This window comes from Streptomyces sp. NBC_00224, from assembly GCF_041435195.1.
GTDB lineage: Bacteria > Actinomycetota > Actinomycetes > Streptomycetales > Streptomycetaceae > Streptomyces.
The window spans coordinates 5168328-5194492 of sequence record NZ_CP108106.1; the positions used below are offsets into that span (position 1 = coordinate 5168328).

Annotated in this window: 25 protein-coding genes; 14 read left to right on the forward strand and 11 right to left on the reverse strand. The window is 71.3% G+C overall.

The window, feature by feature from the left end; all coding sequences use genetic code 11:
• Positions 1 to 56: 56 nt before the first annotated feature.
• Positions 57 to 551, reverse strand: a complete 495-nt coding sequence (locus OG965_RS23040; RefSeq protein ID WP_067160543.1) for an inorganic diphosphatase — start codon at positions 549 to 551, stop codon at positions 57 to 59.
• 184 nt (positions 552 to 735) lie between these two features.
• On the opposite strand from OG965_RS23040, the gene dacB reads away from it, so the two are divergent.
• From dacB to folE, 6 genes are all read left to right on the forward strand, one after another.
• Positions 736 to 2184, forward strand: a complete 1449-nt coding sequence (dacB, locus tag OG965_RS23045; RefSeq protein WP_371653967.1) for a D-alanyl-D-alanine carboxypeptidase/D-alanyl-D-alanine-endopeptidase — start codon at positions 736 to 738, stop codon at positions 2182 to 2184.
• A 54-nt stretch (positions 2185 to 2238) separates the two neighbouring features.
• Complete coding sequence (locus tag OG965_RS23050) at positions 2239 to 3369, forward strand: zinc-dependent metalloprotease (protein WP_371653968.1); 1131 nt, start codon at positions 2239 to 2241, stop codon at positions 3367 to 3369.
• Positions 3370 to 3580: 211 nt separating this feature from the next.
• Positions 3581 to 4642: a tRNA lysidine(34) synthetase TilS gene (gene tilS, locus OG965_RS23055; RefSeq protein WP_371653969.1), complete on the forward strand. Its 1062-nt coding sequence runs from the start codon at positions 3581 to 3583 to the stop codon at positions 4640 to 4642.
• Between the two features lie 45 nt (positions 4643 to 4687).
• Positions 4688 to 5227, forward strand: coding sequence for a hypoxanthine phosphoribosyltransferase (gene hpt, locus OG965_RS23060; RefSeq protein ID WP_371657031.1), 540 nt, complete (start codon positions 4688 to 4690; stop codon positions 5225 to 5227).
• A 181-nt stretch (positions 5228 to 5408) separates the two neighbouring features.
• Positions 5409 to 7436, forward strand: a complete 2028-nt coding sequence (gene ftsH, locus OG965_RS23065; protein ID WP_371653970.1) for an ATP-dependent zinc metalloprotease FtsH — start codon at positions 5409 to 5411, stop codon at positions 7434 to 7436.
• 107 nt (positions 7437 to 7543) lie between these two features.
• A complete protein-coding gene (folE, locus tag OG965_RS23070; RefSeq protein ID WP_371653971.1) occupies positions 7544 to 8149 on the forward strand; it encodes a GTP cyclohydrolase I FolE in 606 nt (201 codons plus the stop codon).
• Between the two features lie 95 nt (positions 8150 to 8244).
• Here folE and OG965_RS23075 read toward each other — a convergent pair whose 3' ends face one another.
• From OG965_RS23075 to OG965_RS23100, 6 genes are all read right to left on the reverse strand, one after another.
• On the reverse strand, positions 8245 to 8724 hold the full coding sequence (locus OG965_RS23075) for a DUF3180 domain-containing protein (protein WP_371653972.1): 480 nt from the start codon (positions 8722 to 8724) through the stop codon (positions 8245 to 8247).
• Positions 8725 to 8774: 50 nt separating this feature from the next.
• A complete protein-coding gene (folK, locus tag OG965_RS23080; RefSeq protein ID WP_371653973.1) occupies positions 8775 to 9389 on the reverse strand; it encodes a 2-amino-4-hydroxy-6-hydroxymethyldihydropteridine diphosphokinase in 615 nt (204 codons plus the stop codon).
• A complete protein-coding gene (gene folB, locus OG965_RS23085) occupies positions 9386 to 9745 on the reverse strand; it encodes a dihydroneopterin aldolase (protein ID WP_371653974.1) in 360 nt (119 codons plus the stop codon). The genes folK and folB overlap by 4 nt, the downstream gene beginning before the upstream one ends.
• A 207-nt stretch (positions 9746 to 9952) precedes the next feature.
• Complete coding sequence (locus tag OG965_RS23090) at positions 9953 to 10414, reverse strand: nuclear transport factor 2 family protein (protein ID WP_371653975.1); 462 nt, start codon at positions 10412 to 10414, stop codon at positions 9953 to 9955.
• Positions 10411 to 11304, reverse strand: a complete 894-nt coding sequence (gene folP / locus OG965_RS23095) for a dihydropteroate synthase (protein WP_371653976.1) — start codon at positions 11302 to 11304, stop codon at positions 10411 to 10413. The genes OG965_RS23090 and folP overlap by 4 nt, the downstream gene beginning before the upstream one ends.
• A gap of 64 nt (positions 11305 to 11368) precedes the next feature.
• Positions 11369 to 11851, reverse strand: a complete 483-nt coding sequence (locus OG965_RS23100; RefSeq protein ID WP_371653977.1) for a MarR family winged helix-turn-helix transcriptional regulator — start codon at positions 11849 to 11851, stop codon at positions 11369 to 11371.
• Between the two features lie 178 nt (positions 11852 to 12029).
• Between OG965_RS23100 and OG965_RS23105 the strand changes: the two genes are divergently transcribed.
• Complete coding sequence (locus tag OG965_RS23105; protein WP_371653978.1) at positions 12030 to 13523, forward strand: MFS transporter; 1494 nt, start codon at positions 12030 to 12032, stop codon at positions 13521 to 13523.
• 107 nt (positions 13524 to 13630) lie between these two features.
• Here OG965_RS23105 and OG965_RS23110 read toward each other — a convergent pair whose 3' ends face one another.
• Positions 13631 to 15478 (reverse strand): phosphatidylglycerol lysyltransferase domain-containing protein, encoded by a 1848-nt coding sequence (locus OG965_RS23110; protein ID WP_371653979.1) that lies wholly within the window; start codon positions 15476 to 15478, stop codon positions 13631 to 13633.
• Positions 15479 to 15631: 153 nt separating this feature from the next.
• Between OG965_RS23110 and OG965_RS23115 the strand changes: the two genes are divergently transcribed.
• The gene (locus OG965_RS23115; RefSeq protein WP_371653980.1) at positions 15632 to 16744 is read left to right on the forward strand and encodes an alpha/beta hydrolase; all 1113 of its coding nucleotides are present in this window, start codon (positions 15632 to 15634) and stop codon (positions 16742 to 16744) included.
• Here the strand turns inward: OG965_RS23115 and OG965_RS23120 are convergent.
• Positions 16731 to 17894, reverse strand: coding sequence for an ABC transporter ATP-binding protein (locus OG965_RS23120; protein WP_371653981.1), 1164 nt, complete (start codon positions 17892 to 17894; stop codon positions 16731 to 16733). The two genes, OG965_RS23115 and OG965_RS23120, sit on opposite strands and share 14 nt — an antisense overlap.
• A 186-nt stretch (positions 17895 to 18080) precedes the next feature.
• On the opposite strand from OG965_RS23120, the gene OG965_RS23125 reads away from it, so the two are divergent.
• The 4 genes from OG965_RS23125 (at position 18081) to OG965_RS23140 (ending at position 21673) form a co-directional block, all read left to right on the forward strand.
• Positions 18081 to 18767 (forward strand): ABC transporter permease, encoded by a 687-nt coding sequence (locus OG965_RS23125; RefSeq protein WP_371653982.1) that lies wholly within the window; start codon positions 18081 to 18083, stop codon positions 18765 to 18767.
• Positions 18767 to 19453, forward strand: a complete 687-nt coding sequence (locus tag OG965_RS23130) for an ABC transporter permease (protein ID WP_371657032.1) — start codon at positions 18767 to 18769, stop codon at positions 19451 to 19453. Before OG965_RS23125 ends, OG965_RS23130 begins: the two co-directional genes overlap by 1 nt.
• A gap of 69 nt (positions 19454 to 19522) precedes the next feature.
• Complete coding sequence (locus OG965_RS23135) at positions 19523 to 20491, forward strand: ABC transporter substrate-binding protein (protein ID WP_371653983.1); 969 nt, start codon at positions 19523 to 19525, stop codon at positions 20489 to 20491.
• A gap of 108 nt (positions 20492 to 20599) precedes the next feature.
• Positions 20600 to 21673: a hypothetical protein gene (locus tag OG965_RS23140; RefSeq protein WP_371653984.1), complete on the forward strand. Its 1074-nt coding sequence runs from the start codon at positions 20600 to 20602 to the stop codon at positions 21671 to 21673.
• Between the two features lie 62 nt (positions 21674 to 21735).
• Here the strand turns inward: OG965_RS23140 and OG965_RS23145 are convergent, their stop codons facing one another.
• Both OG965_RS23145 and OG965_RS23150 read right to left on the reverse strand, forming a co-directional pair.
• Positions 21736 to 22878 (reverse strand): NADH-quinone oxidoreductase subunit D, encoded by a 1143-nt coding sequence (locus OG965_RS23145; RefSeq protein ID WP_371653985.1) that lies wholly within the window; start codon positions 22876 to 22878, stop codon positions 21736 to 21738.
• A gap of 239 nt (positions 22879 to 23117) precedes the next feature.
• Complete coding sequence (locus OG965_RS23150; protein WP_371653986.1) at positions 23118 to 24107, reverse strand: SAM-dependent methyltransferase; 990 nt, start codon at positions 24105 to 24107, stop codon at positions 23118 to 23120.
• 104 nt (positions 24108 to 24211) lie between these two features.
• Here OG965_RS23150 and OG965_RS23155 point away from each other — a divergent pair, with 104 nt between their 5' ends.
• Complete coding sequence (locus OG965_RS23155) at positions 24212 to 25423, forward strand: sensor histidine kinase (protein WP_371653987.1); 1212 nt, start codon at positions 24212 to 24214, stop codon at positions 25421 to 25423.
• Between the two features lie 69 nt (positions 25424 to 25492).
• Positions 25493 to 26164, forward strand: coding sequence for a response regulator (locus OG965_RS23160; protein WP_371653988.1), 672 nt, complete (start codon positions 25493 to 25495; stop codon positions 26162 to 26164).
• The last annotated feature ends 1 nt before the right edge of the window (position 26165 follow it).

Here is a 26165-nt window from a genome sequence, read left to right on the forward strand (position 1 = left end):
AACGGGCGGCGCACCCCGGAAGGTGCACCGCCCGTCGTCGTACAGGTGAGAACGCGTCAGTGCGCGCCGCCCTGCGCCTCCAGGCGCTTGTAGGAGGCCTTGATCTCTTCCTCGGCCTCGGCGCGGCCGACCCAGTCGGCGCCCTCGACGGACTTGCCGGGCTCCAGGTCCTTGTAGACCTCGAAGAAGTGCTGGATCTCCAGGCGGTCGAACTCCGACACGTGGTGGATGTCGCGCAGGTGCTCGACGCGCGGGTCGGACGCCGGCACGCAGAGCAGCTTGTCGTCGCCGCCCGCCTCGTCGGTCATACGGAACATGCCGATGGCGCGGCAGCGGATCAGGCAGCCCGGGAAGGTCGGCTCGTCCAGGATGACCAGCGCGTCCAGCGGGTCGCCGTCCTCGCCGAGGGTGTTCTCGACGAAGCCGTAGTCGGCCGGGTAGCTGGTCGAGGTGAAGAGCCGACGGTCCAGGCGGATCCGGCCGGTCTCGTGGTCCACCTCGTACTTGTTCCGCGAACCCTTCGGGATCTCGATGGTGACGTCGAACTCCACGGGTGGCTCTCCTCAGTGATCAGCACATGCATGGGACGGTTCTGCGCCCCCGGGTCGGGCCCGGGGCATTCAGCCGGATGGGCCGCCGGTGCTGACCCGGAGTGCCATGTTCGCGGCAAGACGCAGTTCTGGTGATTAAGTGTCCCTCACGCAGGTGTGTGATCGCGAAAGGGGCTGGTCCTCGGTGCCGGGACCCAAGACATGGCAGCTCATGGCGGGTGCGGCTGCGGTAGGCATGGCGGTGGCGGCCGGAGCGGTGGCCACGGCCGGTCCCTGGGACTCCGGTCAGCGTACGGCCGAGCGCGACCGTGCGGCGGCCCGGCAGCGGACAGGTGGCGCACATCACCTGGGCGCGCCCCCCGCACCGGCGCCCGCGCCCAGCGCGAGGGGCGTGCTCACCGCGCTGAGCGCCCCCGCGGACGCTCCGGCGGACACCGCGCTCGACCAGGTCCTCGGCCCCCTGCTCGCCTCGCCCGGCCTCGGCCCGCGGCCCGCCGCCGCCGTGTACGACACGGCCACCGGAAAACAGCTCTACGGGCAGCGCGCGGACACCGCCATGACACCCGCCTCCACCGTCAAGATCGCCACCGCTGTCGCCGCCCTGTCGGCGCTCGGCCCCGACCACCGCATCCCCACCACCGTCGTCGCCCCCGCCACGGGAGGCGCGCTCACCCTCGTCGGCGGCGGCGACCCCACCCTCGGCAGGGACGGCCTGCGCGCCCTCGCCGACGCCACCGCCCGCGCCCTGCGCACCCGGGGCGTCACCGACGCGGCCCTCACCTACGACCTCTCCCGCTACAGCGGCCCCGAGCTGCACCCCATCGGCCCGAACGAGAACATCGCGCCCGTCGTCGCCCTGATGACCGACGAAGGCCGCACTGGGGGCACCTCCCAGGCTTTCGGCTCTGGGGGAGGCAGCGACAGCGGGCCCGCCCCGCGCACCGGGGACCCGGCGGGCGACACTGCCCGTACGTTCGCCTCGCTGCTGCGCGAGCGCGGCGTCACCGCCGCCGCGCCCCGGCCCGGAAAGGCCCCGCAGGGCGCCACCGAGCTCGCCCGCACCCTCTCCGCGCCGCTCTCGGACCTGGTCGAGCGGATGCTGACCAACAGCGACAACGACCTCGCCGAGGCGCTCGCCCGCCAGACCGCCATCGCCACCGGGCGGCCCGCCGACTTCGACGGGGCCGCCAAGGCCGTCGCCGACCGGCTCGCCGCACTCGACCTGCCGCAGGCCGCCGCCGCCCGGTTCGCCGACGGCAGCGGCCTCAACCGCGACGACCGGGTCAGCGCCCAGCTCCTGACCCTGCTGCTCGCCCGCGCCGCCGACCCCGCCCACCCGGAGCTGCGCCCGGTCCTCACCGGCCTGCCCGTCGCCGGATTCACCGGCACCCTGCGCGGCCGCTACGGCGCCGCCTCCTCGGGCACCGGCCTCGTCCGCGCCAAGACCGGCACCCTCTCCGGCGTCAACGCGCTCGCGGGCACGGTCGTGGACGCCGACGGCCATCTGCTCACCTTCGCCTTCCTCGCCGCGGACACCCCCGGCCCCGACCCGGCCCAACGCGCCCTCGACCGGCTCGCCGAGCGACTGGCCGACTGCGGCTGCCGGGCCGGCGCCGCGCAACCCGCCCCGTAAGCGCCCGGCTTCAACCCTCCTCCCCTGGAGGAGGGGACAACGTACGGTTGACGCATGACGCGCATCGGTGGTGCCGAGATGGTCGACTGGAACCTCGCGGTGGCGACCGCGACCCGACTGGTGAGGCCGGGCCCCGACGTGAGCCGGGACGAGGCGCGAGCCATCGTCGCCGAGCTGCGCCGGCACGCCAAGGCCTCGGAAGAACACGTACGGGCGTTCACCCGGATGATCCCGGAGAGCGTGCGGCCCGCCGACACCCCCGTCCTCGTGGTCGACCGCGGGGGCTGGGTCAAGGCCAACGTGGCCGGATTCCGGGAACTCCTGAAGCCGCTGCTCGACAAGATGCAGGACCGCCGGGGCGGCAGCCCGGGCGGCGCCGTGCTCGGCGCGGTCGGCGGCAAGGTCACCGGCGTGGAGCTGGGGATGCTGCTCAGCTTCCTGTCCTCGCGGGTCCTCGGCCAGTACGAGACGTTCGCGCCCCCCACCCGCGAGCTCCCGGCCGGGGAGAACGGCGGCGGCCGCCTCCTCCTGGTCGCCCCCAACATCGTCCACGTGGAGCGCGAGCTCGACGTCGACCCGCACGACTTCCGGCTCTGGGTGTGCCTGCACGAGGAGACCCACCGCACCCAGTTCACCGGCGTGCCCTGGCTGCGCGACCACCTTGAGGGCGAAATCCAGTCATTCCTCGGCGAGACCGACGTCGACCCGATGACCGTCCTGGAGCGGCTGCGCGAGGCCGCCCAGTCGCTCACCGGAAGCCGCCCCGAGGGCGAGGAGGGCGACAGCGGCCGTTCCCTGGTCGAGCTGGTGCAGACCCCCGCCCAGCGCGAGATCCTCAGCCGGCTCACCGCCGTGATGTCGCTCCTGGAGGGCCACGCGGACTTCGTGATGGACGGCGTCGGACCGCAGGTCGTGCCCTCGGTGGCCGAGATCCGCGAGAAGTTCCAGCAGCGCCGCGCCAAGGGCGCCTCCCGCCTCGACCAGGCCCTGCGCAAGCTGCTCGGCCTGGACGCGAAGCTGCGCCAGTACCGCGACGGCGAGCGGTTCGTCCGGGCGGTCGTCGACCAGGTCGGCATGGACGGCTTCAACCGGGTCTGGACCTCGCCCAACACGCTCCCCACCAAGGCGGAGATCGCCAAACCGGCGGACTGGGTCGCGCGGGTGCACAGCAGGACAGAGGGCTGACCGGGCGAGCGCCGACCGCACCCACGTACCCGGGGCCCACAGGTGTCCCCCGGAAATGCGCAGGATCACCCATCCGAGGGACCGTAGGGCATGGGTAGGCGTGCAATGCTCGGGTATCGGCTCGGTTCTGTCACCATCTACGCACTCTGTGTGACCGATCTTTCCCCTCGTCCCGAGGCACCCCCCCCAACTTCACCGAAGGGCACCGGACATGGGTCCCCATCCTGCGGTCGCGGCGATACGCCTGGCGGTCCGCCGCGTACTCCACGACGTACTGCACGACGCGCTCGTCCTCCCCGACGGCCGCACCCCGCCCCCCGACCTCACCCCCCGTGACATCGCGCGCGAGGGCGACGCCAGCGGCCCCCTGGTCCTCGTCGCCTGCTCGGGCGGCGCCGACTCCATGGCGCTCGCCTCCGCCCTCGTCTTCGAATCCCGCAAACTCTCCGTCCGCGCCGGCGCGGTCACCGTCGACCACGGCCTCCAGCCCGGCTCCGACCAGCGCGCCGCCGAGGTCGTCGCCCGGCTCACCGCGATGGGGCTCGACCCGGTCGAGGCCGTCGCCGTGAAGGTGGGCCGCGAAGGCGGCCCCGAAGCCGCCGCCCGGGACGCCCGCTACGCCGCCCTGGACGCCGCCGCCGAGCGCCACGGAGCCGCCGCGATCCTGCTCGGCCACACCCGCGACGACCAGGCCGAGACGGTGCTGCTCGGCCTCGCCCGCGGCTCCGGCACCCGCTCGCTGTCCGGCATGGCCGCCATCTCCGGCGCCCACGGCCGCTACCGCCGCCCCTTCCTCCAGATCGACCGGCACACCGCCCGCAAGGCCTGTCTGGTCCAGTCGCTGCCCGTCTGGGACGACCCGCACAACGCCGACCCCGCCTACACCCGCTCCCGGCTGCGCCACGAAGGCCTGCCCGCCCTGGAGAAGGCGCTCGGCAAGGGCGTCGTGGAGGCCCTGGCGCGCACCGCCGAGCTCTCCCGCGACGACGCCGACGCCCTGGACGCCTGGGCCGCCGAGGCCGACCCCGTCGTACGGGACGAGGCGGGCGAGCTGCTGTGCGGAAAGCTCTACGGGCTGCCCGCCGCGGTCCGCCGCCGGGTGCTGCGCAAGGCCCTCATCCACGCCGGTTCCCCCGCCGGCTCGCTCTTCGCCCGCCACGTCGAGGAGGTCGACCGCCTGATCACGGGCTGGCGCGGCCAGCGGGCCATCAACCTCCCCGGGCGCGTCGAGGCACGGCGGCAGGGTGGCAGACTGGTCATCCGGCAGAGCTGAGCTCACGTACGTACAACGAAAGTGGCCCGGGTGAACGAGAAGGACATGGGCACCGACCTCCAGTCGGTGCTCATCACCAAGGAAGAGATCGACGCCAAGCTGGCCGACCTGGCCGCGAAGATCGACGCGGAGTACGCGGGCAAGGACCTCCTGATCGTCGGCGTCCTCAAGGGTGCCGTGATGGTCATGGCGGACCTGGCACGCGCGCTGTCCACCCCGGTCACCATGGACTGGATGGCCGTCTCCTCCTACGGCGCGGGCACTCAGTCCTCCGGCGTCGTCCGCATCCTCAAGGACCTCGACACCGACATCAAGGGCAAGCACGTCCTGATCGTCGAGGACATCATCGACTCGGGCCTCACGCTGTCCTGGCTGCTCTCCAACCTCGGATCCCGCGAGCCCGCCTCTCTTGAGGTCTGCACGCTGCTCCGTAAGCCGGATGCCGCAAAGGTCGCGATCGACGTGAAGTGGATCGGATTCGACATTCCGAATGAATTCGTCGTCGGATACGGCCTCGACTACGCCGAGAAGTACCGCAATCTCCCCTTTGTCGGGACGCTCGCGCCGCACGTCTACGGCGGCTGAGCCGGGAACCCGGACGGGAACCCTGAGCCCCCTTCCCGCGTTGGAGCTTGGGAAGGCGGGTTTGCCAGCCGTCCCTTGCGGCCGCGGGTGACAATGCTGGGGTACCGTCCGAAGAACAGTCTTTTCTCACAGCAGCATTTACCTACGGGCAGGAGGGACGGGGCGTTCTCGCTCCGTATGGATGGACGTGAAGCGATACTTCCGTGGGCCGGTCATGTGGATCGTGCTGGCCGTCCTCGCCGTGGTCGTGTTGATGCAGGTCGTCGGCTCGTCGGGCGGCTACAAGACGGTGGACACCTCTGAGGTCGTCCAGGCGATCGACAAGAACCAGGTAGAGCAAGCCAAGATCACCACCGGCGACGAGTCGGTCATCAAGGTCGAACTCAAGGACGGCCAGAAGGTCAAGGGCGCCGGCAAGATCCAGGCGAGCTACATCGGCGACGCCCAGGGCACCAGCCTGGCCAACAAGCTGCAGGGCAAGTTCGACAGCGGAGACCTGACCAAGGGCTACACGGTCTCCCCCTCGAAGCAGAACCCGATCGTGGGGATCCTGCTCTCGCTGCTCCCCTTCGTCCTCATCGTCGTCGTCTTCCTGTTCCTGATGAACCAGATGCAGGGCGGCGGCTCCCGGGTCATGAACTTCGGGAAGTCCAAGGCCAAGCTCATCACCAAGGACACCCCGAAGACGACGTTCTCCGACGTGGCCGGGGCCGACGAGGCCGTCGAGGAGCTCCACGAGATCAAGGAGTTCCTCCAGGAGCCGGCGAAGTTCCAGGCCGTCGGCGCCAAGATCCCCAAGGGCGTGCTCCTCTACGGCCCGCCCGGCACCGGCAAGACCCTCCTCGCGCGCGCCGTCGCGGGCGAGGCCGGCGTCCCCTTCTACTCGATCTCCGGCTCCGACTTCGTCGAGATGTTCGTCGGCGTCGGCGCCTCGCGTGTCCGCGACCTCTTCGAGCAGGCCAAGGCGAACGCCCCGGCGATCGTCTTCGTCGACGAGATCGACGCCGTCGGCCGGCACCGCGGCGCGGGCCTCGGCGGCGGCCACGACGAGCGCGAGCAGACGCTCAACCAGCTGCTCGTCGAGATGGACGGCTTCGACGTGAAGGGTGGCGTCATCCTGATCGCCGCCACCAACCGGCCCGACATCCTCGACCCGGCCCTCCTGCGCCCCGGCCGCTTCGACCGCCAGATCGCGGTCGACCGCCCGGACATGCAGGGCCGTCTGGAGATCCTCAAGGTCCACCAGAAGGGCAAGCCGGTCGCCCCGGACGTCGACCTCGCGGCTGTCGCCCGGCGCACCCCCGGCTTCACCGGCGCCGACCTGTCGAACGTGCTGAACGAAGCGGCGCTCCTCACGGCGCGCAGCAACCAGAAGCTGATCGACAACAACATGCTGGACGAGGCGATCGACCGCGTCGTGGCGGGCCCGCAGAAGCGGACCCGGATCATGTCCGACAAGGAGAAGAAGATCACCGCGTACCACGAGGGCGGACACGCCCTGGTCGCGGCGGCTTCCCCGAACGCGGACCCGGTCCACAAGATCACGATCCTGTCGCGCGGCCGGGCCCTCGGCTACACGATGGTCCTGCCGGACGAGGACAAGTACTCGACCACGCGCAACGAGATGCTCGACCAGCTCGCCTACATGCTGGGCGGGCGCGCGGCCGAGGAGCTCGTCTTCCACGACCCGACCACGGGCGCGGCGAACGACATCGAGAAGGCCACGACCACCGCCCGCGCGATGGTCACGCAGTACGGCATGACCGAGCGGCTCGGCGCGATCAAGTTCGGTGGCGACAACACGGAGCCGTTCCTGGGCCGTGAGATGGCGCACCAGCGCGACTACTCGGAAGAGGTCGCGGCGCTCGTCGACGAAGAGGTCAAGAAGCTCATCGAGACGGCGCACAACGAGGCGTGGGAGATCCTCGTCGAGAACCGAGACGTCCTCGACAACCTCGTCCTGGAGCTGCTGGAGAAGGAGACGCTCGGCAAGGAGCAACTCGCCGAGATCTTCGCCCCCATCGTCCGGCGCCCCGCGCGCCCGGCCTGGACGGGCTCGTCGCGGCGCACGCCGTCGACCCGCCCCCCGGTCCTGTCGCCCAGGGAGCTGGCCCTGACCAACGGCGCGTCCACCGCCAATGGCACGGCCCCGACCGACTCGGTCCCGACCGAGCAGGTCCCGGCCGCGGACGACCGCCCCGAGAGCTGACACCCGGCTCCTCGGACCCGGAATGCACGCCGCGCCCCCCAGGTTTTAGCCTGTGGGGGCGCGGCGCTTTCGTACGCCCGTGCACACGAACCAGGAACGAGGCACAGATGACCGACCCGGTGACGCTGGACGGCGAGGGCCCCATCGGCGAATTCGACGAGAAGCGCGCCGAGAACGCCGTGCGCGAACTCCTCATCGCGGTCGGCGAGGACCCGGACCGGGAAGGGCTGCGGGACACGCCGGGGCGGGTTGCGAGGGCCTATCGGGAGATATTCGCGGGCCTGTGGCAGAAGCCCGAGGACGTGCTCACCACGACGTTCGACCTCGGCCACGACGAGATGGTCCTCGTGAAGGACATCGAGGTCATGAGCAGCTGTGAACATCACCTGGTCCCCTTCGTGGGCGTGGCCCACGTCGGGTACATCCCGTCGGGGGACGGGAAGATCACCGGCCTGTCGAAGCTGGCCCGGCTGGTCGATGTGTACGCACGCCGCCCCCAGGTACAGGAGCGCCTGACCACGCAGATCGCGGACTCCCTGATGGAGATCCTGGAGCCGCGTGGTGTCATCGTCGTCGTGGAGTGCGAGCACATGTGCATGACCATGCGCGGGGTGCGCAAGCCCGGGGCCAAGACGATCACCTCGGCGGTCCGGGGCCAGCTGCGCGACCCCGCGACGCGCGCGGAGGCGATGAGCCTCATCATGGCGCGCTAGGACCTGTCGCCGGATTCCCGCCCGCCCCGCCCGCTCCGATGGAAGTGTCACGGCCCAGCGCGCCCCCTACGGGGCGCGGCCGGGCGGTGACGCCCTCACACCGCCGGAGCCTTGCCCTCGTCCTCGTCGTCGGGGAGTTTGCAGACGCGTTCCAGGAAGAACGCCGCCGCTACCACCGCGATGCCGGCCGCCACCGAGAAGGCCGCGTAGATCGCCTGGTCGCGGCGGGCCGGGATGTCCAGGGAGCCGAGGAGGAAGACGCCCGTCCCTCCGTACATCCCCGAGACCAGGGCGGCCACCAGGGCGCTGGACTGGCCGAAGACCACGGCGCGGGCGGCCATCAGGGGCTCGACGCCCTTGGCGCCGGGGCGGCGCTCGCGCTGGGCGCGCAGGCGGGAGCGGATGGACAGGGCCGTGGCGAAGAGGGTGACCGCGATCACGGCCAGCACGATCGGCGCGGCCAGCGGGACGCTCGGCAGGGTGCCCAGGGAGTCCCACAGCCGGGCGCCTGCCCAGGAGAGCACTCCGGCGACGGCGAAGAGTCCCGCCAGTACGCCCAGCCTCAGTTGTTTCACCGAAGAGTGCCCTTCGTGTCGGAACCTACTCGCCGTCAGCAGCCTAACGACTACTCGGGCAGGCGGAGTTCCAGGTCGGCGCGCGGCAGCACGCCTTCGCGGCCGATCGCGGCGAGCAGGGCGGCGACCGGGCCGCGGCCGGGCAGCTGGGCCTCCGGGTCCACGTCGTGCCAGGGGGCGAGGACGAACGCCCGCTCGTGGGCGCGCGGGTGGGGCAGGGTCAGCACCGGGTCGTCCACGATGAGATCGGCGTAGGAAACGATGTCCACGTCGATCGTGCGCGGGCCCCAGCGCTCCTCGCGGACCCGGTCGAAGGCCTCTTCGATGGCCTGGCCGCGTTCGAGGAGGGAGGTCGGGGGGAGGGTCGTCTTCACCACGACCACCGCGTTGAAGTACGACGGCTGGGAGCCGGGGGCGACTCCCCACGGCTCCGTCTCGTACACCGGGGAGACCGCCTTGACCCGCAGGCCCGGCGTGTCCTCCAGCGCGTCGATCGCGCCCTGGAGCGTCTCCAGGCGGTTGCCGAGGTTGGAGCCGAGGGAGATCACGGCGCGTTTCGGGTTGGACAGGGTGACGTCGGCCGCGTCCACCTGCTCGACCACGGAGGCGGGCACCGGCTGCACGGTCGGGTCGCTCTGCGGGCTCTCGTGGGAGAACACAGTCATACTCGGCTCCGGGTGATGGTGATGGTCACGTCGTCGAAGGGGACGGTGATCGGCGCGTCCGGCTTGTGGACGCACACCTCCACCTGCTGGACCCCCGCGTGCTTGAGGCACTGCTGGGCGATGCGCTCGGCCAGCGTCTCGATCAGGTCGACCGGCTCGCCCTGGACGACGTCCACGACTTCCTCGGCCACCACTCCGTAGTGCACGGTCTTCGCCAGGTCGTCGTCCTCCGCCGCGGGGCGGGTGTCGAGGCCGAGCACCAGGTCCACGATGAAGGTCTGGCCCTCTTCGCGCTCCCGGGGGAAGACGCCATGGTGCCCACGGGCCTTGAGGCCGCGCAGCGCGACACGATCCACGCGAATCACTCCTGCTGTCGTTGGTCGGTCGGGCACCGGCCGCGTGCGGGCGGCTCCGTACCCACCATCGAATCTACCTGCGGGCACTGACAACGCTCGCCCACGGGGGCTATGGACAGACGGCGTCGGGACTGGTACCCGCCCCTACCCCGACCTCCCTGTTTCAATCCTCGGAAGCCCCGTCTTCAACCACTCGAAGCCCCGGCTTCAGCCCTCGGAACCCTCGTCGTCGCCGGTTTCCGCCAGGACGGGTGAACCATGGTGGGACCAGAGCTTCCAGCCCTCGGATGTGCGGCGGAACACATTGGTGGCGACCACGAGCTGTCCCACCAGCGGCCCGAGCTCGCCGCTCTCCTGGGCGGGGCCGCCGCTGAGGATGTTCTCGGTGCAGGTGACCAGGGCGGTGTCGGTGAGGACGACGACCTTCACATCGGTGAGGAAGAACTGGATGTACTCCGTGTTCGCCATGATCAGCGCGTACGAGCGGAGCACCTCGCCGCGGCCGGAGAGGACCGGCCAGCCGGGGTGGACGCAGGAGATCGAGGTGTCCCCGGCGTCGGTGGCGCTCAGCCAGAGCTCGGAGAGCTCGTCGAAGTCGCCGCGCTCCAGCGTCTCGTAGAACGCGGTGTTGGCCAGCTCGACGGCCTCCACGTCGGTGCGGGCCGTCACGCGGTTCCCTCGGTGGGCCCGGCCGGGCGGCCGGCCGCTCCTTCGACCGCGCGCGCGACGCGTACGGCGTCGGCCGTGGCGCGGACCTCGTGGACCCGGACCGCCCAGGCGCCCTCGTGGGCGGCGATGGCGGAGACGGCGGCCGTGGCGGCGTCCCGTTCGCGGGCGGGGGGCGGGCCGGAGCCGTCCCCGGCGAGCACACGGCCGAGGAACCGCTTGCGGGAGGCGGCGACGAGCAGGGGGCGGCCCAGGGCGCGCAGCTCGGCCAGGTGGGCGACGAGCGCCAGGTCGTGTTCGGCCTGCTTGGCGAAGCCGAGGCCGGGGTCGAGGACGATCCGCTCGGGGGCGATGCCGCCGGCGACGACGGCCTCCACGCGCGCGTGGAGCTCGGCGACGACTTCGGCGACCACGTCCGCGTACACCGCGCGGCTGTTCATGTCCTGGCTGAAGCCGCGCCAGTGCATGACGACGAAGGGGGCCTCGGTGGCGGCCACCACGGGGATCATGTTCGGGTCGGCGAGGCCGCCGCTGACGTCGTTGACCAGCAACGCGCCTGCGGCGACGGCCTGTTCGGCGACGCGGGCGCGCATGGTGTCGACGGAGACGGTGACGCCCTCGGAGGCGAGGCCGCGCACCACGGGGACGACCCGGCGCAGCTCCTCGTCCTCGTCGACGCGGGAGGCGCCGGGGCGGGTCGACTCGCCGCCGACGTCCACCAGGTCGGCGCCCTCGGTGACGAGGTCGAGGCCGCGCTTGACGGCGGCGGCGGTGTCGAACCAGCGGCCGCCGTCGGAGAAGGAGTCGGGCGTGACGTTGACCACGCCCATGACCGCACAGCGGTCCCACTCGGGCAGCCCGGTCACCGTGCCCCGTCGGCGCAACGTACTCATACGTCCAGCGTAGGCGTCAGCCGGTGGTCCTCGGACCAGACGCCGACCAGACGCCGGCCGGACCTCAGCCGACGGTGCGCGGGCCGGTGCCGGGGCGGCCGGCGGGGCCGGTGAACAGGCGCCGCAGCAGTTCGTGGAGAGCATCGCGGTCGGCGCCCTCCAGTGCGTCCAGGGCGCTGTGGGTGCCGTGCATGCCCGCCCGGATCGACTCGACGGTGCGGAGGCCGTCGTCGGTGAGGAGGACGTTCTTGACGCGGCGGTCGGTGGGGCTGGGCTCGCGGCGGACCAGGCCCCTGGTTTCGAGGCGGTCCACGATGCCCGTGATGTTGGAGGCGTCGCAGTGCAGCGTGGTGGCGAGCGAGCGCATGGCGGCGGGGCCGCGGCGCAGGACGGTGAGGGCCTTGGCCTGGCTGGCGGTGAGGCCGGCCTCGGAGGCGGCCGCGGTGAAGTCGCCGTAGTAGTCCGCCAGGGAGTCCCAGAGGGCGTCCATGAGCGCGTCGTTCGTGACGGCGTCGGTCACGGCGGCCGGGCGGCTGGTTCCAGACATGACGCCACCTTACCGCGAGAAACTTGACGATCTCAACCTTTGAGGTTTACCGTCACTCTAGTTGCTTGGGGTAATCAAGCACTTGAGGTAGTCAAGCATTTGAAGGGCTCTGAAGAGTTCTGAAGGGCATCGACGACCTCAGGCGACCCCCTCCCTACGTACTCCTACGGAAGAAACCGTGACTCCCACACATCACGTGGCGCCCACGCGCCCCACCGGCGGCCCCGCACTCGTCCTGGTCCTCGGGCTGGCCGCCATGGTCGTCTCGATGATGCAGACCCTGGTCGTGCCGATCCTCGGCATCATCCAGAACGACCTCGGCACCTCCACCGCCAACGTCAGCTGGGTCACCACCGCGACCCTCCTCTCCGCCGCCGTCTTCACCCCGCTGCTCGGCCGCTTCGGCGACATGCACGGCAAGAAGCCCACGCTCATAGGCGTCCTGGTGCTGATGGTCGCGGGCTCGGTCCTCGCCGCCACCACCAGCTCGCTGCTCTGGCTGATCATCGGCCGGGTCATGCAGGGCGCCGCCACCGCGATCTTCCCGCTGGCCCTCTCGGTGCTGCGCGAGGAGATCCGCCCGGAGAAGCTGCACGGCGCGATGGCGCTGGTCAGCGGCACCCTGGCGTTCGGCAGCGGTCTCGCCCTGGTGGGCGCGGGCCTGCTGACCCAGGGCGACAACCCCGACTACCACCGCGTCTTCTGGCTGGCCGCCGTGCTGGCCGTCGTCGCCCTGGTCGCCGTCGTCGCGGGCGTCCCGGCCTCGCGCCACAAGCCCGGCGGGCGCACCGACTGGCTCGGCGCGGGCACGCTGGCCGCCCTCCTGGTCCTCCTGCTGCTGCCGATCTCGCAGGGCCACGAGTGGGGCTGGACCTCGGTCCGCACCCTCGGCCTGTTCGTCGCCGCCGTCGTCATGGCCGCGGTCTGGGTCCTGGTCGAGCGCAAGGTCAAGTCGCCCATGGTGGACATGAAGATGTTCGCCCACCGCCCGGTGCTCTTCACCAACCTGGCCGGTCTGCTGCTCGGCTTCGCGATGTTCTCGCAGTTCATCGGCGTCTCGTACCTGGTGCAGATGCCGGAGAAGGTCACCGGCTACGGCTTCACGGCGTCGGTGCTGCGCGCCTCCGTCGAGTACCTGCTGCCCACCACGATCATGTCGCTGCTCGCGGCCCAGATCGGCGGCATGCTGGTCCGCCGCATCGGCGCCCGCTTCACGCTGACGGCCGGTGCCGCGTTCGGTGTCATCGGCTTCGCCTGGCTGACCGGCGCGCACGACTCCGGTGCCTCGGTGATCATGGCCGGCATGGTGATCGGTGTCGCCATCAGCTTCGGTTACGCGGCGATGCCCGCCCTGATCGTGGCGAGCGTCCCGCACCACCAGACCGGTATCGCCAACGGCATCAACTCGATCTCCCGGTCGGTCGGCAGCGCCATCGCCAGTGCGGTGATCACCTCGCTGCTCGCGTCCAAGACGATCGAGCACCTGCCGGCCGGGGTGCCGCCGCTGCCGCAGGAGAGCCAGTTCACGCTGAGCTTCGCGCTTGCGGGGGCCGCGTTCCTGCTGGTCGTGGTGGTGGCTCTGGTCGGGCTGCACGCCGACCGGTCGCCGAAGGCGGCGGAGCAGCCGGAGGCTGCTGTGACCGAGAAGGCCGCGGAGACCGCCTCCGCGTAACGCGAAAGGGGCCCGGGGATTTTCCCCGGGCCCCTTTTTTTGGGCCTGACGTCGGCTGCGGACCGTGCGTGGCTGGTCGCGCAGTTCCCCGCGCCCCTTAAGGGGCGCTACGCCGCTCGTACCGCTCTCTCGCCCTCCGTCGCCGTCAGGTGTGCGCACGGGCGCTTGCGGTGGGCGCGGCTGAAGCGGGTGAACGGGCGCGGCAGGGCGAAGTTCACGAAGCCCTCGGCCTGCATCACCGCGAAGCCGATGCGCGGCAGGTCGCCGTGGGCCCGGTAGACCATGAAGCGCGGCTCCCAGCGTGGCTGGAACTTCGCGTTGAACTTGTACAGCGACTCAATCTGGAACCAGCGGGACAGGAAGACCAGCAGTCCGCGCCAGAGCCGCAGCACCGGGCCGGCGCCGATCTTCTCGCCCCGCGCCAGCGCGGAACGGAACATCGCGAAGTTCAGGGAGACGTGTTCGATGCCGATCTTGGGCGCCGCCTGCAGCGCGGCGACGATCAGCAGCTCGTTCATACCCGGGTCGGCGGAGCGGTCGCGGCGCATCAGCTCCAGCGACATTCCGTCGGCGCCCCAGGGGACGAAGTGAATCATTGCCTTGAGGTCGCCGTACGGGCCCGGCTCGCCCGAGCCGTCGTCGTCGGCCTTGTGGGCGGTGGCGATCACGCAGTCGCCGTCGCCCGGGTCGCCGATCCGCCCCAGCGCCATGGAGAAGCCGCGCTCGGTGTCGGTGCCGCGCCAGTCCTCGGCGGCCCGCCGGATCCGTTCCAGCTCACCTACGGAGAGATCACGGACGCGCCGTACGCGGGTTTCGTAGCCATTGCGCTCGATGCGCTTGACCATCTGGCGTACGTTCCGCATGGCGCGCCCGGAGAGGGAGAAATCCGCGGCGTCCACCACCGCCTCGTCGCCCAGTTCCAGGGCGTCGAGCCCGGTCTCGCGGGTCCACACCTCGCCGCCCGTCTCCGAGCAGCCGACCACGGCCGGGGTCCAGGAGTGGGCCTTGGCCTCGTCCATGAACCGCTCGATGGCGCCGGGCCAGGCCTCGACGTCGCCGATGGGGTCGCCCGAGGCGAGCATCACACCGGAGACCACGCGGTAGGTGACGGCCGCCTTGCCGCTGGGGGAGAAGACGACCGCCTTGTCGCGGCGCAGCGCGAAGTGGCCGAGCGAGTCGCGGGCGCCGTGCTTGGCGAGCAGGTCGCGCAGCTGGCGCTCGTCGTCCTCGGTGAGCCGGGCGGCCGGGTGCTCGGGGCGGAAGGCCAGGTAGATGGTGGTGATCGCGGTCAGCAGGCCGAGTGCGCCCAGCGAATAGGCGACGGTCCAGCTGGTGTCGCCCGCATACTCGACGGGGCCCTCGAAGCCGAACAGGCCGTACATCACGTGCTGGATCCGGTCGGCGATCGACGGGTTGCCGACGACCCGGCCGGGGTGGACCGAGACGATCACCAGGCCCAGCCCCAGCGAACCGGAGCCGAGCAGGATGAAGTTGGCCAGCGCCTTCCAGCGGCTGCGCGGGTCGGGCAGCGCGGTGAACTCGCTGCGGTGCCTGACCAGCAGCACCAGCAGGGCGATCGAGATCAGTACGCCGACGATCGAGTGGCGGTAGAGGAATTGGGCCACCGCGCCGATCGGCAGCAGGGCGACCGCGGCCCGCCAGGCCCGCCGCTTGCGCCGCTTCAGGCCGTGCGCCAGGAGCAGCAGCAGGACGCCGGTGCTCAGCGCCAGGGCCGCCGCGAAGGGGCCCGTCGTGCCGGGCAGGACCTCGCTGACGGCGTGCATCCGGCTGGCGCGGAAGCGCGGGAAGATGCCGGCGGCGATGTTGAGCAGGCCGACGAACGTCGCGGCCGTGCCGACCAGTGATGGCACCGTCTCGGGGCGCGGTCCGCGGAGGACTTTGCGCGCGCCGGCCGGAACCGAACCCTTTTTGTCCCCATCTATCCTGACAGACATCGCTTCCCGTGACTCCGCAAGAGATTCTGTTGTCCGCCACAGTGACAAGGTCGCCGCTGTGTTCCGGACAATTTGCGACCTCTAGGACGGCACTTCCCGGGGGCGGGTTCCCTTGGTCTCAGGAAAATCTCAGTCAGAAAGTTTCGACGACTCATGGGTCTCACGAGCAACAAGGTTCTGGCGCTCGCCGTCGTACTGGCGGTGGTGCTGTTCGCGCTCACCATCTGGCTCTGGCCGAAGCTGGCCAACCGCAGCTGGCGAGCCGTCCTGGGCCGGGTCGGCCTGCTCCTCGGCACACAGCTGATGCTCTTCGCCTCGGTGGGCCTCGCGGCCAACAACTCCTTCCTCTTCTACGGCTCGTGGGCGGACCTCTTCGGCCAGGAGAACGGCATGGGCGTGGTGGTCGACCACTCCGCCGGAAGCAAGGACATCAAGGTCACGGGGAAGCAGAAGCCCGACACCCCCGGTGCCGGCAGCCCCGCGGTGGGGGGTGAGATCCAGAAGGTGGTCGTCCAGGGCCGGCGTTCCAAAATAGCCAGCCCCGCCTACGTCTATCTGCCCCCCGAGTACTTCCAGAAGAAGTACGAGAACCAGAAGTTCCCGGCCGCCGTGGTGCTGACCGGCTATCCGGGCACCGCGGAGAACCTGATCAAAGGGCTGAAGTACCCGAAGACGGCATGGGCGCAGGTCAAGCAGAAGAAGGCGCAGCCGATGATCCTCGTGATGATGCGCCCGACGGTGGCGCCGCCGAGGGACACCGAGTGCGTGGACGTCCCGGGCGGTCCGCAGACCGAGACCTTCTTCGCCAAGGACCTTCCCAAGGCCGTCTCCCAGACCTACCGGGTCGGCACCAAGCCGCAGAACTGGGGCTTCATCGGGAACTCGACCGGCGGCTACTGCGCGCTGAAGATCGGTATCCACCACCCGGAGACCTTCGGCGCCAGCGCCGGCCTCTCGGCGTACTACAAGGCCGCCAGCGACCCGACCACCGGTGATCTCTTCCACGGCGACAAGGCCGCGAAGAATCGTTCCAACCTGCTGTGGGCGCTCGACCACGTGGCGCCGGCCAAGTCGTCGTACCTGGTCACCAGCTCCAAGTCGGGCGAGGACAACCTCAAGCCGACGCTGAGGTTCATCGAGAAGGTGAAGTCGCCCGCGCGCGTCTCGTCGATCACGCTCGACAGCGGCGGGCACAACTTCAACACCTGGCGGCGGGAGATCCCGCCGGTCCTGGAGTGGATCAGCGGCCGGCTCAGCGCGAACTGATCGACTCCACTTCCACTTCCGTACGGGGGACGGCCTGGGCGTCCGCGTCGATCGAGCGGCGCAGCGCCTCGTGCAGCCGGGCCGGGGTGAGCACGCCGAGGAAGCGGCCCGTCCCCTCGTGGTCGATGACCGCGATCCACCCCGCGTCGTGCTGGAGCATCGTCGCGAACGCCTGCTTGAGGGAGGCGCCGAGCGGCAGCCAGGCCTCCATCCGGCGGGCGTGCTCGCGCACGGTCGCCTTGCGGGTCCCTCCGCCGGCCAGTGCGGCCTTCTCGGCGGAGATCCAGCCGTGCAGGTCCCCGGAGGCGTCCAGGACCACCGCCCAGGGGGCGCCGAGGTCGCGGGGGAGCGGGTCGTCGAGCCGCACCACCGGCGGCTGCTCCAGGTCGCTCTCCTCGATGGGCGTCACCGAGAGCCGCTTCAGGCCCCGGTCGGCGCCGACGAAGTCCGCGACATACGGGGTCGCGGGCGTGCCGAGGACGGTCGCCGGGGCGTCCAGCTGCTCGATGCGCCCCTGCCCGTACACCGCGATGCGGTCGCCGAGGCGGACCGCCTCCTCGATGTCGTGGGTGACGAACAGGACGGTCTTGCGGACCTGCGACTGGAGCCTGAGGAACTCGTTCTGGAGCCGTTCGCGCACCACCGGGTCGACCGCGCCGAACGGCTCGTCCATCAGGAGCACGGGCGGGTCGGCCGCCAACGCCCGGGCCACGCCCACTCGTTGGCGCTGGCCGCCGGAGAGCTGCTCGGGGTAGCGCGCCCCGTGGACCTTGGGGTCGAGGCCGACCAGGTCGAGCAGTTCGGCCGCGCGCTCACGGGCCTTGGCGCGCTTGACGCCGAGCAGGTGCGGGACGGTCGCGGTGTTCTCCAGGACCGTCTTGTGCGGGAAGAGCCCGACCTGCTGGATGACATAGCCGATACGACGCCGAAGTTGGACCGGATCGACGGTGGATATGTCCTCCCCGTCCAGGAATATCCGGCCCTCGGTGGGCTCGATCAGCCGGTTCACCATCTTCATCGTGGTGGTCTTGCCGCAGCCGGACGGCCCGACGAGCGTGACCAGTTCCCCCTCGGCGACTTCGAAGGAGAGGTCGTCGACGGCGGTGGTGCCGTCGGCGTACCGCTTGGTGACGTGCTCGAATCGGATCATGGTTCCCCATTGTCGCCGGTGGTGACCGTGGCTGTGTGAACCCCATGTTGCCGCTCTGTGTTCGATGCGGGGATCCCCCCACCGGCCCTCGGTGATTGTCAGTGGCGGGGGTTAGGGTCGCCAGACAGACGTTCGGTCGGGGGATTCACGGGATTCACGGGATCCGGCGGGGGAGGTGGGGGACGGGTGGCTGCGCAGAACTGCCTGGTGCGCAACGACTGGATCTGCTGGGAGTACGTGCGCTCCCGCAGCCAGGAGCTGACCGACGCCACGGTCCAGCACGTCTGGATCACGGTGGCCTCGGTGCTGATCGGGCTGCTGATCGCCTTTCCGCTGGCGCTGCTCGCGCGCGGCCGCCGATCGGTCGCGGGCGCGGTCCTGACCCTGACGACCGTGCTCTACACGGTGCCGTCGCTGGCGATGTTCTCGCTGCTGCTGCCGGTGTTCGGGCTCTCCGCGTCGCTGGTGGTCACCGGCCTGGTGCTCTACTCGCTGACGATCCTCGTACGGAACATCCTGGCCGGCCTCGAAGCCGTCCCGTCCGAAGTCCGCGAGGCGGCCCGGGGGATGGGGTACGGACGGATACGGCTGCTGTTCGAGGTCGAGCTGCCGCTCGCGCTGCCCGCGCTGCTGGCCGGTGTGCGCATCGCGACGGTGTCGACGGTGGCGCTGACCACGGTCGGCTCGGTGGTCGGCAAGGGCGGTCTGGGCAACCTCATAGGCGACGGCGTGCAGTCCACGTTCAAGGCGCAGGTGCTCACCGCGTCGGTGCTGTGCGTGCTGCTCGCCCTCGTGGCGGACCTGCTGCTGCTCGGCCTCCAGCGCCTGCTCACCCCGTGGACACGGATACGGACGACGGCGGGGGCGCGCTGATGGGGGTCATGGCCGACGCCTGGACCTGGCTGACGACGGGGTCCAACTGGTCGGGCGACGACGGCGCCTGGCACCGCCTGGCCGAGCACGCGTATGTGAGCGGGGTCTCGCTCCTGGTGGCGTGCGCCATCGCGCTGCCGCTCGCGCTGTGGCTCGGGCACATAGGGCGGGGCGGGGCGCTCGCGGTCAACATCTCCAACGTGGGACGGGCGGTGCCCGTCTTCGCGGTGCTCGCCCTGCTGATGCTCACCCCGCTGCGCAAGGCCGGGTACGCGCCGACGATCATCGCCCTTGTGCTCTTCGCGGTGCCGCCGCTGCTGACCAACGCGTACGTGGGAATGCGCGAGGTGGACCGGTCGGTGGTGGAGGCCGCGCGCGGGATGGGGATGTCGGGCGGGCAGCTGTTCGCCCGGGTGGAGCTGCCGCTCGCCTACCCGCTGATCATGATCGGGGTGCGGTCGGCCGCGGTGCAGGTGGTGGCGACGGCGACGATCGCCTCCATGGTGGGGCTCGGCGGCCTCGGCCGGATCATCACGGCCGGGTTCGCCACGTACAACACACCGCAGGTGGTCGCGGGGGCGATCCTCGCCGCGCTGCTCGCGTTGCTGGTCGAGGGCGTGCTGGTGCTGGCCGACCGGCTGTTCAGCCCGCTGCGCGCGGCGCGCGGGCGGAGCACGGCCCCGTAACACCCCGGACCCCGAACACCCCGGACCCCGAACACGTCGGACTTACGAACTCTCGGATGGTGAACGTTCATGAGCAAGATCCTGCGCACGGCCGGTGCGGTGCTGGGCACGCTGGCGCTGGCCGGGTCGCTGGCCGCGTGCGGCGGCGACAGCCTGGAGAAGGACAAGGGCGGTAGTGGCGGCGGGGGCGGCAAGAAGGGCTCGCTCACCGTCGGCGCCGCCGGCTTCACCGAGTCCGCCGTCCTCGCCGAGCTCTACGCCCAGATCCTGCACGACGCCGGATACAGCACCTCGGTCACCACGGTGAAGAACCGCGAGCTGTATGAACCCGCCCTGGAGAAGGGCGAGATCGACGTCGTTCCGGAATACGCGGCTACGCTTACCGAATTCCTCAACGCCAAGGTCAACGGCGACAAGGCGAAGGACAAGCCGCTCGCTTCCAGCGACGCCGCCGCGACCGTCGCCGAGCTCACCAAGCTCGCCGCCCCGCGCGGTCTCAAGGTGCTCCCGTCGGGCGCCGCGGTCGACCAGAACGCGTTCGCGGTGACCAAGGAATTCGCCACCAAGAACAACCTCAAGACCCTTTCGGATCTGGGGAAGTCGAAGCTCAAGGTCAAGGTCGCGGCGGGCGACGAGTGCACCGTCCGCCCCTTCTGCGCCCCCGGCCTGAAGTCCAAGTACGGCATCGACGTCGGCGGGATCGACCCCAAGGGCGTCGGCACCCCGCAGGCCAAGCAGGCGGTCAAGGACGGCGTCGACCAGCTGGTGCTGACCACCACGACCGACGCCACCCTGGACCAGTACGGCCTGGTGCTCCTCGACGACGACAAGAAGCTCCAGAACGCGGACAACGTCCTTCCCGTGGTCAATGCGAAGGAAGCGGGCGCCCAGGAGATAGCCGACGCGCTCGCGAAGCTCACCAAGGCGCTGACGACCGGTGATCTCGTCGAGCTGAACCGCAAGGTGGACGCTGAGCGGGCGAAGGCGGCCGACGTCGCGAAGGACTATCTCCAGTCGAAGGGACTGATCAAGAAGTAGCGAAAGCCGGGCCCGGAGAAGAGGGCCGGAGAAGACGGTTGGGAGAAGATTCGGAAGATTGACGGGCGGGGGCTCCATTGGGCGTCTACGCACGGTAAATTTCAGGCCATGCCACGTGGACGCCACCGCCATTCCCCTCCTCTGCACAGGCTCCTCTCACCGTCGGCCGTCGCCGGCGCCGCTGTCTTCTGCGCCGGTGGCGCCTGGCTGTTCGATCAGCCCATGGCACTGCGGGGCCTGGCCGCGGCCGCCGCGGTGGCCGCCGTCACCGGCTCGGTGCTGATGCGCGGCTGGGACCGGGCGGCCGGTCGCCGGGTCGCCGAGCTGACCCGCTCGCGCGCCGCCGACCAGTGGCGCACCGAGGAGCGGATCGCCGAACTGGAGGCGGACCTGGAGGAGTCGCGCGAGCTGCGCGGCCGCCTGGACGCCAAGCTCCGTGCCAAGCGCATGGAGCTGGCCGGGCTGCGCGGCGAACACGCGGCCCTGCTGCGGCGGTACGCGACTGCGGAGACCGAGCGGGCCAGCGCCCTGGAGGGCCGCCGCAGGCTCGCCCTGGAGGCCGCCGCCCCCAAGGCGCTGCCCGCCGCGGCCAGTACGCCGACGCCCGCCGCGTACGCGTCGGCCTCCAGGGCACTGGAGAACCTGCCGTACGCGCGCCGCGCGCAGGAGGCGCGCAGCGCGGCCGCGGCGGTGGAGGAGGCCCGGGCGGCGGCGCGTAAGGCCCCGCAGTCCCCGCAGGCCGTGCGGCCGTCGGCCGTTCCGCCCGCCCTGCCCTCACCGGCGGACCGGAAGGCGGACGAGCCGCAGGGGAAGCACTCGGCGGCCGCCGGGAACGGGGAGCACGTCCGCCCGTCGTCCGCCGCCCTGCCCGCGCTGCCCGCGGCCCCGAAGCCGGTCGCGGCGGCGGTGGTTCCCTACGTCGCCCGTCCCGCCGTACGGCCCGAGGGCAGCTTCGACTTCTTCGGCACCGCGGCCGAGAAGGAGGCCGCCGAGAGGGAGGCGGTTGAGGCCGCGATAGAGGCGGCCGCGGCGGAGGACCTGGCCGACGTGGTCGGCGAGGAGGTCCTGGCCGAGCGGCCGCACACCGGCCCCGAGCGGGTCGTCGGCAAGGTCATCGACCTGACCGCGCACGACGAGACGGAGCAGCTGGACGTGGCGGTGCTGCGGACGGCGATCTCCTAGACGGTACGGAACGGGGCCCCGGCGCTTGACGCGCCGGGGCCCCGTCGTATGCCTGGGGGCGGCTACTTGTCGATGTCGCCGACGACGAAGAAGAGCGAGCCCAGGATGGCGACCATGTCGGCGACCAGCGTGCCCGGGAGGAGCTCGGTGAGGGCCTGGATGTTGTTGTACGAGGCCGAGCGGAGCTTGAGCCGGTACGGGGTCTTCTCGCCCTTGCTGACGAGGTAGTACCCGTTGATGCCCAGCGGGTTCTCGGTCCACGCGTAGGTGTGGCCCTCGGGGGCCTTCAGGACCTTCGGGAGGCGCTGGTTGATCGGGCCGGGCGGCAGCTCGGCGAGCCGGTCGAGGCAGGCGTCGGCCAGTTCCAGCGCGTTGTGGGTCTGTTCGAGCAGCACCTCGAAGCGGGCCAGGCAGTCGCCCTCGGTGCGGGTGACGACCCGCAGGGTGTCCTGGAGTTCGCCGTACGCGAGGTACGGCTCGTCGCGGCGCAGGTCGAAGTCGACGCCCGAGCCGCGCGCGATGGGCCCGCTGACGCCGTACGCGTGCACGGCCTTCTGGGACAGGACGCCGACGCCGCGGGTGCGGCCCCGGAAGATCTCGTTGCCGAGTACGAGCCGGTCGTACACGTCCATCCGCGAGTTGGCGGCGGCGACGGCCTCCCGGGCGCGGCCCAGCCAGCCCAGCGGGAGGTCCTCCTTGAGGCCGCCGACGCGGTTGAACATGTAGTGCATACGCCCGCCGGAGACCTCCTCCATCACGTGCTGGAGCTCCTCGCGCTCACGGAAGGCGTGGAAGATCGGGGTGATTCCGCCCAGTTCGAGGGGGTACGAGCCGAGGAACATCAGGTGGTTGAGCACGCGGTTCAGCTCGGCGAGGAGCGTGCGGGTCCAGACGGCGCGCTCCGGGACCTCCATGCCGAGCATGCGCTCGACGGCCATGACGACGCCGAGCTCGTTGGAGAAGGCGGAGAGCCAGTCGTGGCGGTTGGCGAGCATGACGATCTGGCGGTAGTCGCGAGCCTCGAAGAGCTTCTCGGCGCCGCGGTGCATATAGCCGATGACCGGCTCGGCGTGCTGGATGCGCTCGCCGTCGAGGACGAGGCGGAGGCGGAGCACGCCGTGGGTGGAGGGGTGCTGGGGGCCGATGTTGAGCACCATGTCGGTGCTCTCCGCCGCCCCGCCGATGCCGACCGTGGTCTCCGTCATGGGCGACAGTATCCCCCCTCCGGGGGGTGGGGTGGGGGCTGAGGTGGTCCCCGGGGGCTCCGCCCCCGGCCCCCGTCGCGGGGCCTGCGGCCCCTGCACCCCGCTCCCTGTTCATCTGCGGACCGTCTGTGGCTGGTCGCGCAGTTCCCCGCGCCCCTAAACGCACCCCTTCGGGGCGCCCCTGTAGGGGCGCGGGGAACTGCGCGACCAGCCCCCACCGAACCCGCAGACGAATCCCCTCACACCCGCTCCCGCAACCACAAAAAATCCCCCAGCCCGCCCCGGGCCGTCAGTTCCGCCGCCTCCCCCGCCCGCGCCAGCGCCCGTACGTACGCCGCCGGGTCCGTCGAGGCCAGGGACAGCGGCGGGCGGGTGCCCGTTACGCCGAGGGCGGCCAGGGCCTCGCGCTGAGGCACCAGCTCGCCGGACGGCCCCGCGCACGCGTCCAAGGCCACATGGGACGTGATGTCGCACGTGCCGTCCGGGACGGGGGCCACCTCGCGGCCGCCCCGGAAGCCCGTGAGCGTGCCGTACCGCGGGCGTGCGGACGCCACGTGGGCGTAGTCCACCGCCACGGCCAGGCCCGCCTCCAGCGACGACACCGCCCCCGCCCACGCCTCGTCCCGCGTGCGGCCGATCTCCGCCCGTTCCCCGGGCTCCCGCAGCGGCCACCACCGCTCCAGCCAGCGTGCGTCCTCGCCGGACACGGGTGCGCCGAGTTGTTCGGTGCCGTCGGGGCGGACCAGGACCTCGCGCGGGACGCCGTCCGCGTCGGCCTCGGCCACGTCCGCCGGGACGTTGTCCAGCCACTCGTTGGCGAACAGGAGGCCCCGGACGCCAGTAGGAGGCCGAGCGAGCCACGTCACCCGCTCGTCGAGCCCCGGTGGACGCGCCGCGCGCTCCACGGCGTACGCCCGTACGGGGAATCCGGCGGGCAGCGCGGCCAGTACGCCCGTAACGAGCTCCCCGCGCCCCGCGCCCATGTCGACGAACGCGACCTCGCCGCCCCCGAGCTCCTCCGCGACCTCCTCCGCGACCTCCTCCAGGAGCCGCGCCACGGCCCGGGCGAAGAGCGGCGAGGCGTGGACGGAGGTACGGAAGTGGCCTGCGGGGCCCTCGGGGCGGAGGTAGAAGCCGCCGGGGCCGTACAGGGCCCGTTCGGTCGCCGCCCGCCAGCCGGACCAGGCCCGCGAACCCCTCGCTGTGTCGTCCCTCACCTCGTGATTCACAGCAGAAGGCTAGGCTCCCTCCACCTTGGGGAGTACGCCCCGGCGGCCCGGATCGACCCTCCGGTTGACCCTTGCACCGATCCGGCTTCCCTACGCTGGGTTACGTGCAGCTCCTCTACGACTTCATCCGCAGACACCCGACCGCGGTCGACACCCTCTGGGCCGTCTTCCTCTTCGGGATCTCCGGCATGTCGCTCGTCTCCGGTGGCACCGGCCACGGCTCGACGCCGGCGGCTCTGCTGATCGCCGTCGGGCTGAGCGTCGTCGTGGCGCTGCGCCGCCGCGCACCCGAGAAGATGGTGGTGCTCGCGGCCGGGATGGGGCTGGTCCAGCTGGCCCTGAACGTCAGTCCGAACGTGTCGGACTTCGCCATGCTGGTCGCGATCTACACCGCGGCCGCCGTCGGGGAGCGCTGGGCCTCGCGGTTCGCCCTGGCGGGCTCGCTGCTCGCGGCCGTGATCGCGATGGTGCGCTGGCCCGACTACAGCGGCAGCGACAGCGGTATGAGCCCGGGCCAGATCGTCTTCTTCGTCATCGTGATGACGGTCCCGTTCATCCTCGCCTGGGTCCTCGGCGACTCGATGCGCACCCGCCGGGCGTACTTCGCCCAGCTGGAGGAGCGCGCCGCCCGTCTGGAGAAGGAGCGCGAGGCGCAGGCGAAGGTCGCCGTCGCCGCCGAGCGCGCCCGGATCGCCCGCGAGCTGCACGATGTCGTCGCCCACAACGTCTCGGTGATGGTGGTCCAGGCGGACGGCGCCGCGTATGTGATGGACAGCGCGCCCGACCAGGCGAAGATCGCCCTGGAGACCATCTCGATGACCGGGCGCCAGGCGCTCGCCGAGATGCGCCGCCTGCTCGGCGTGCTGCGCACGGGCGAGCACCGGGAGGCGGGGGAGTACGTGCCGCAGCCGGACGTCGAGCAGATCGAGGAGCTGGTCGAGCAGGTGCGCACGGCCGGGCTCACCGTGGACTTCAAGATCGAGGGCACCCCGCGCCCGCTGCCCAGCGGCGTCGAGCTCACGGCGTACCGGATCGTGCAGGAGGCGCTCACCAACACGCGCAAGCACGGCGGCCCGGAGGCGGGCGCCAGCGTCCGCCTGGTCTACTTCGACGACGGGCTCGGCCTGCTGGTCGAGGACGACGGGCGCGGGGCGGCGCACGAGATGTACGAGGACGGCGGCGCCGACGGCCGGGGCCACGGTCTGATCGGCATGCGCGAGCGCGTCGGCATGGTGGGCGGCACCCTGGACGCGGGGCCGCGGCCGGGCGGCGGCTTCCGCATCAGCGCCCTGCTGCCGCTGAAGCCCGCCCACTAGTTTCCCGGACGCGCACTAGTTTTTCCCGTACGCCCGAATTTCTCGTACGTCGTGATGGAGAGGGACCCGATGACGATCCGCGTGATGCTCGTCGACGACCAGGTGCTGCTGCGCACCGGCTTCCGGATGGTGCTCGCCGCCCAGCCGGACATGGAGGTCGTCGCGGAGGCGGGCGACGGCGCGGAGGCGATCGAGATCCTCCGCGCGACCGCCGTGGACGTGGTGCTGATGGATGTGCGTATGCCGCGGCTCGACGGGGTGGAGGCGACGCGCCGGATCTGCTCGGCCGAGACGCACCCCAAGGTGCTGATCCTGACCACCTTCGACCTGGACGAGTACGCGTTCTCCGGTCTGAAGGCGGGCGCCAGCGGCTTCATGCTGAAGGATGTGCCGCCGGGCGAACTGCTGGGCGCCATCCGTTCGGTGCACAGCGGTGACGCGGTCGTCGCGCCGTCCACCACCCGGCGCCTGCTCGACCGGTTCGCCCCGATGCTGCCGACGACCGGCAAGGAGCGGGGCCCCGGCGGCGCCATGGACAAGCTGACCGAGCGCGAGCGCGAGGTCATGCTGCTGGTCGCGCAGGGCCTCTCGAATGGCGAGATCGCGGCGCGTCTGGTCCTCTCGGAGGCCACCGTGAAGACCCATGTCGGCCGGATCCTGACGAAGCTGGGGCTGCGGGACCGCGTGCAGGTGGTCGTCCTCGCGTACGAGTCGGGGCTGGTGCGGGCCGGAGGGCTCTAGC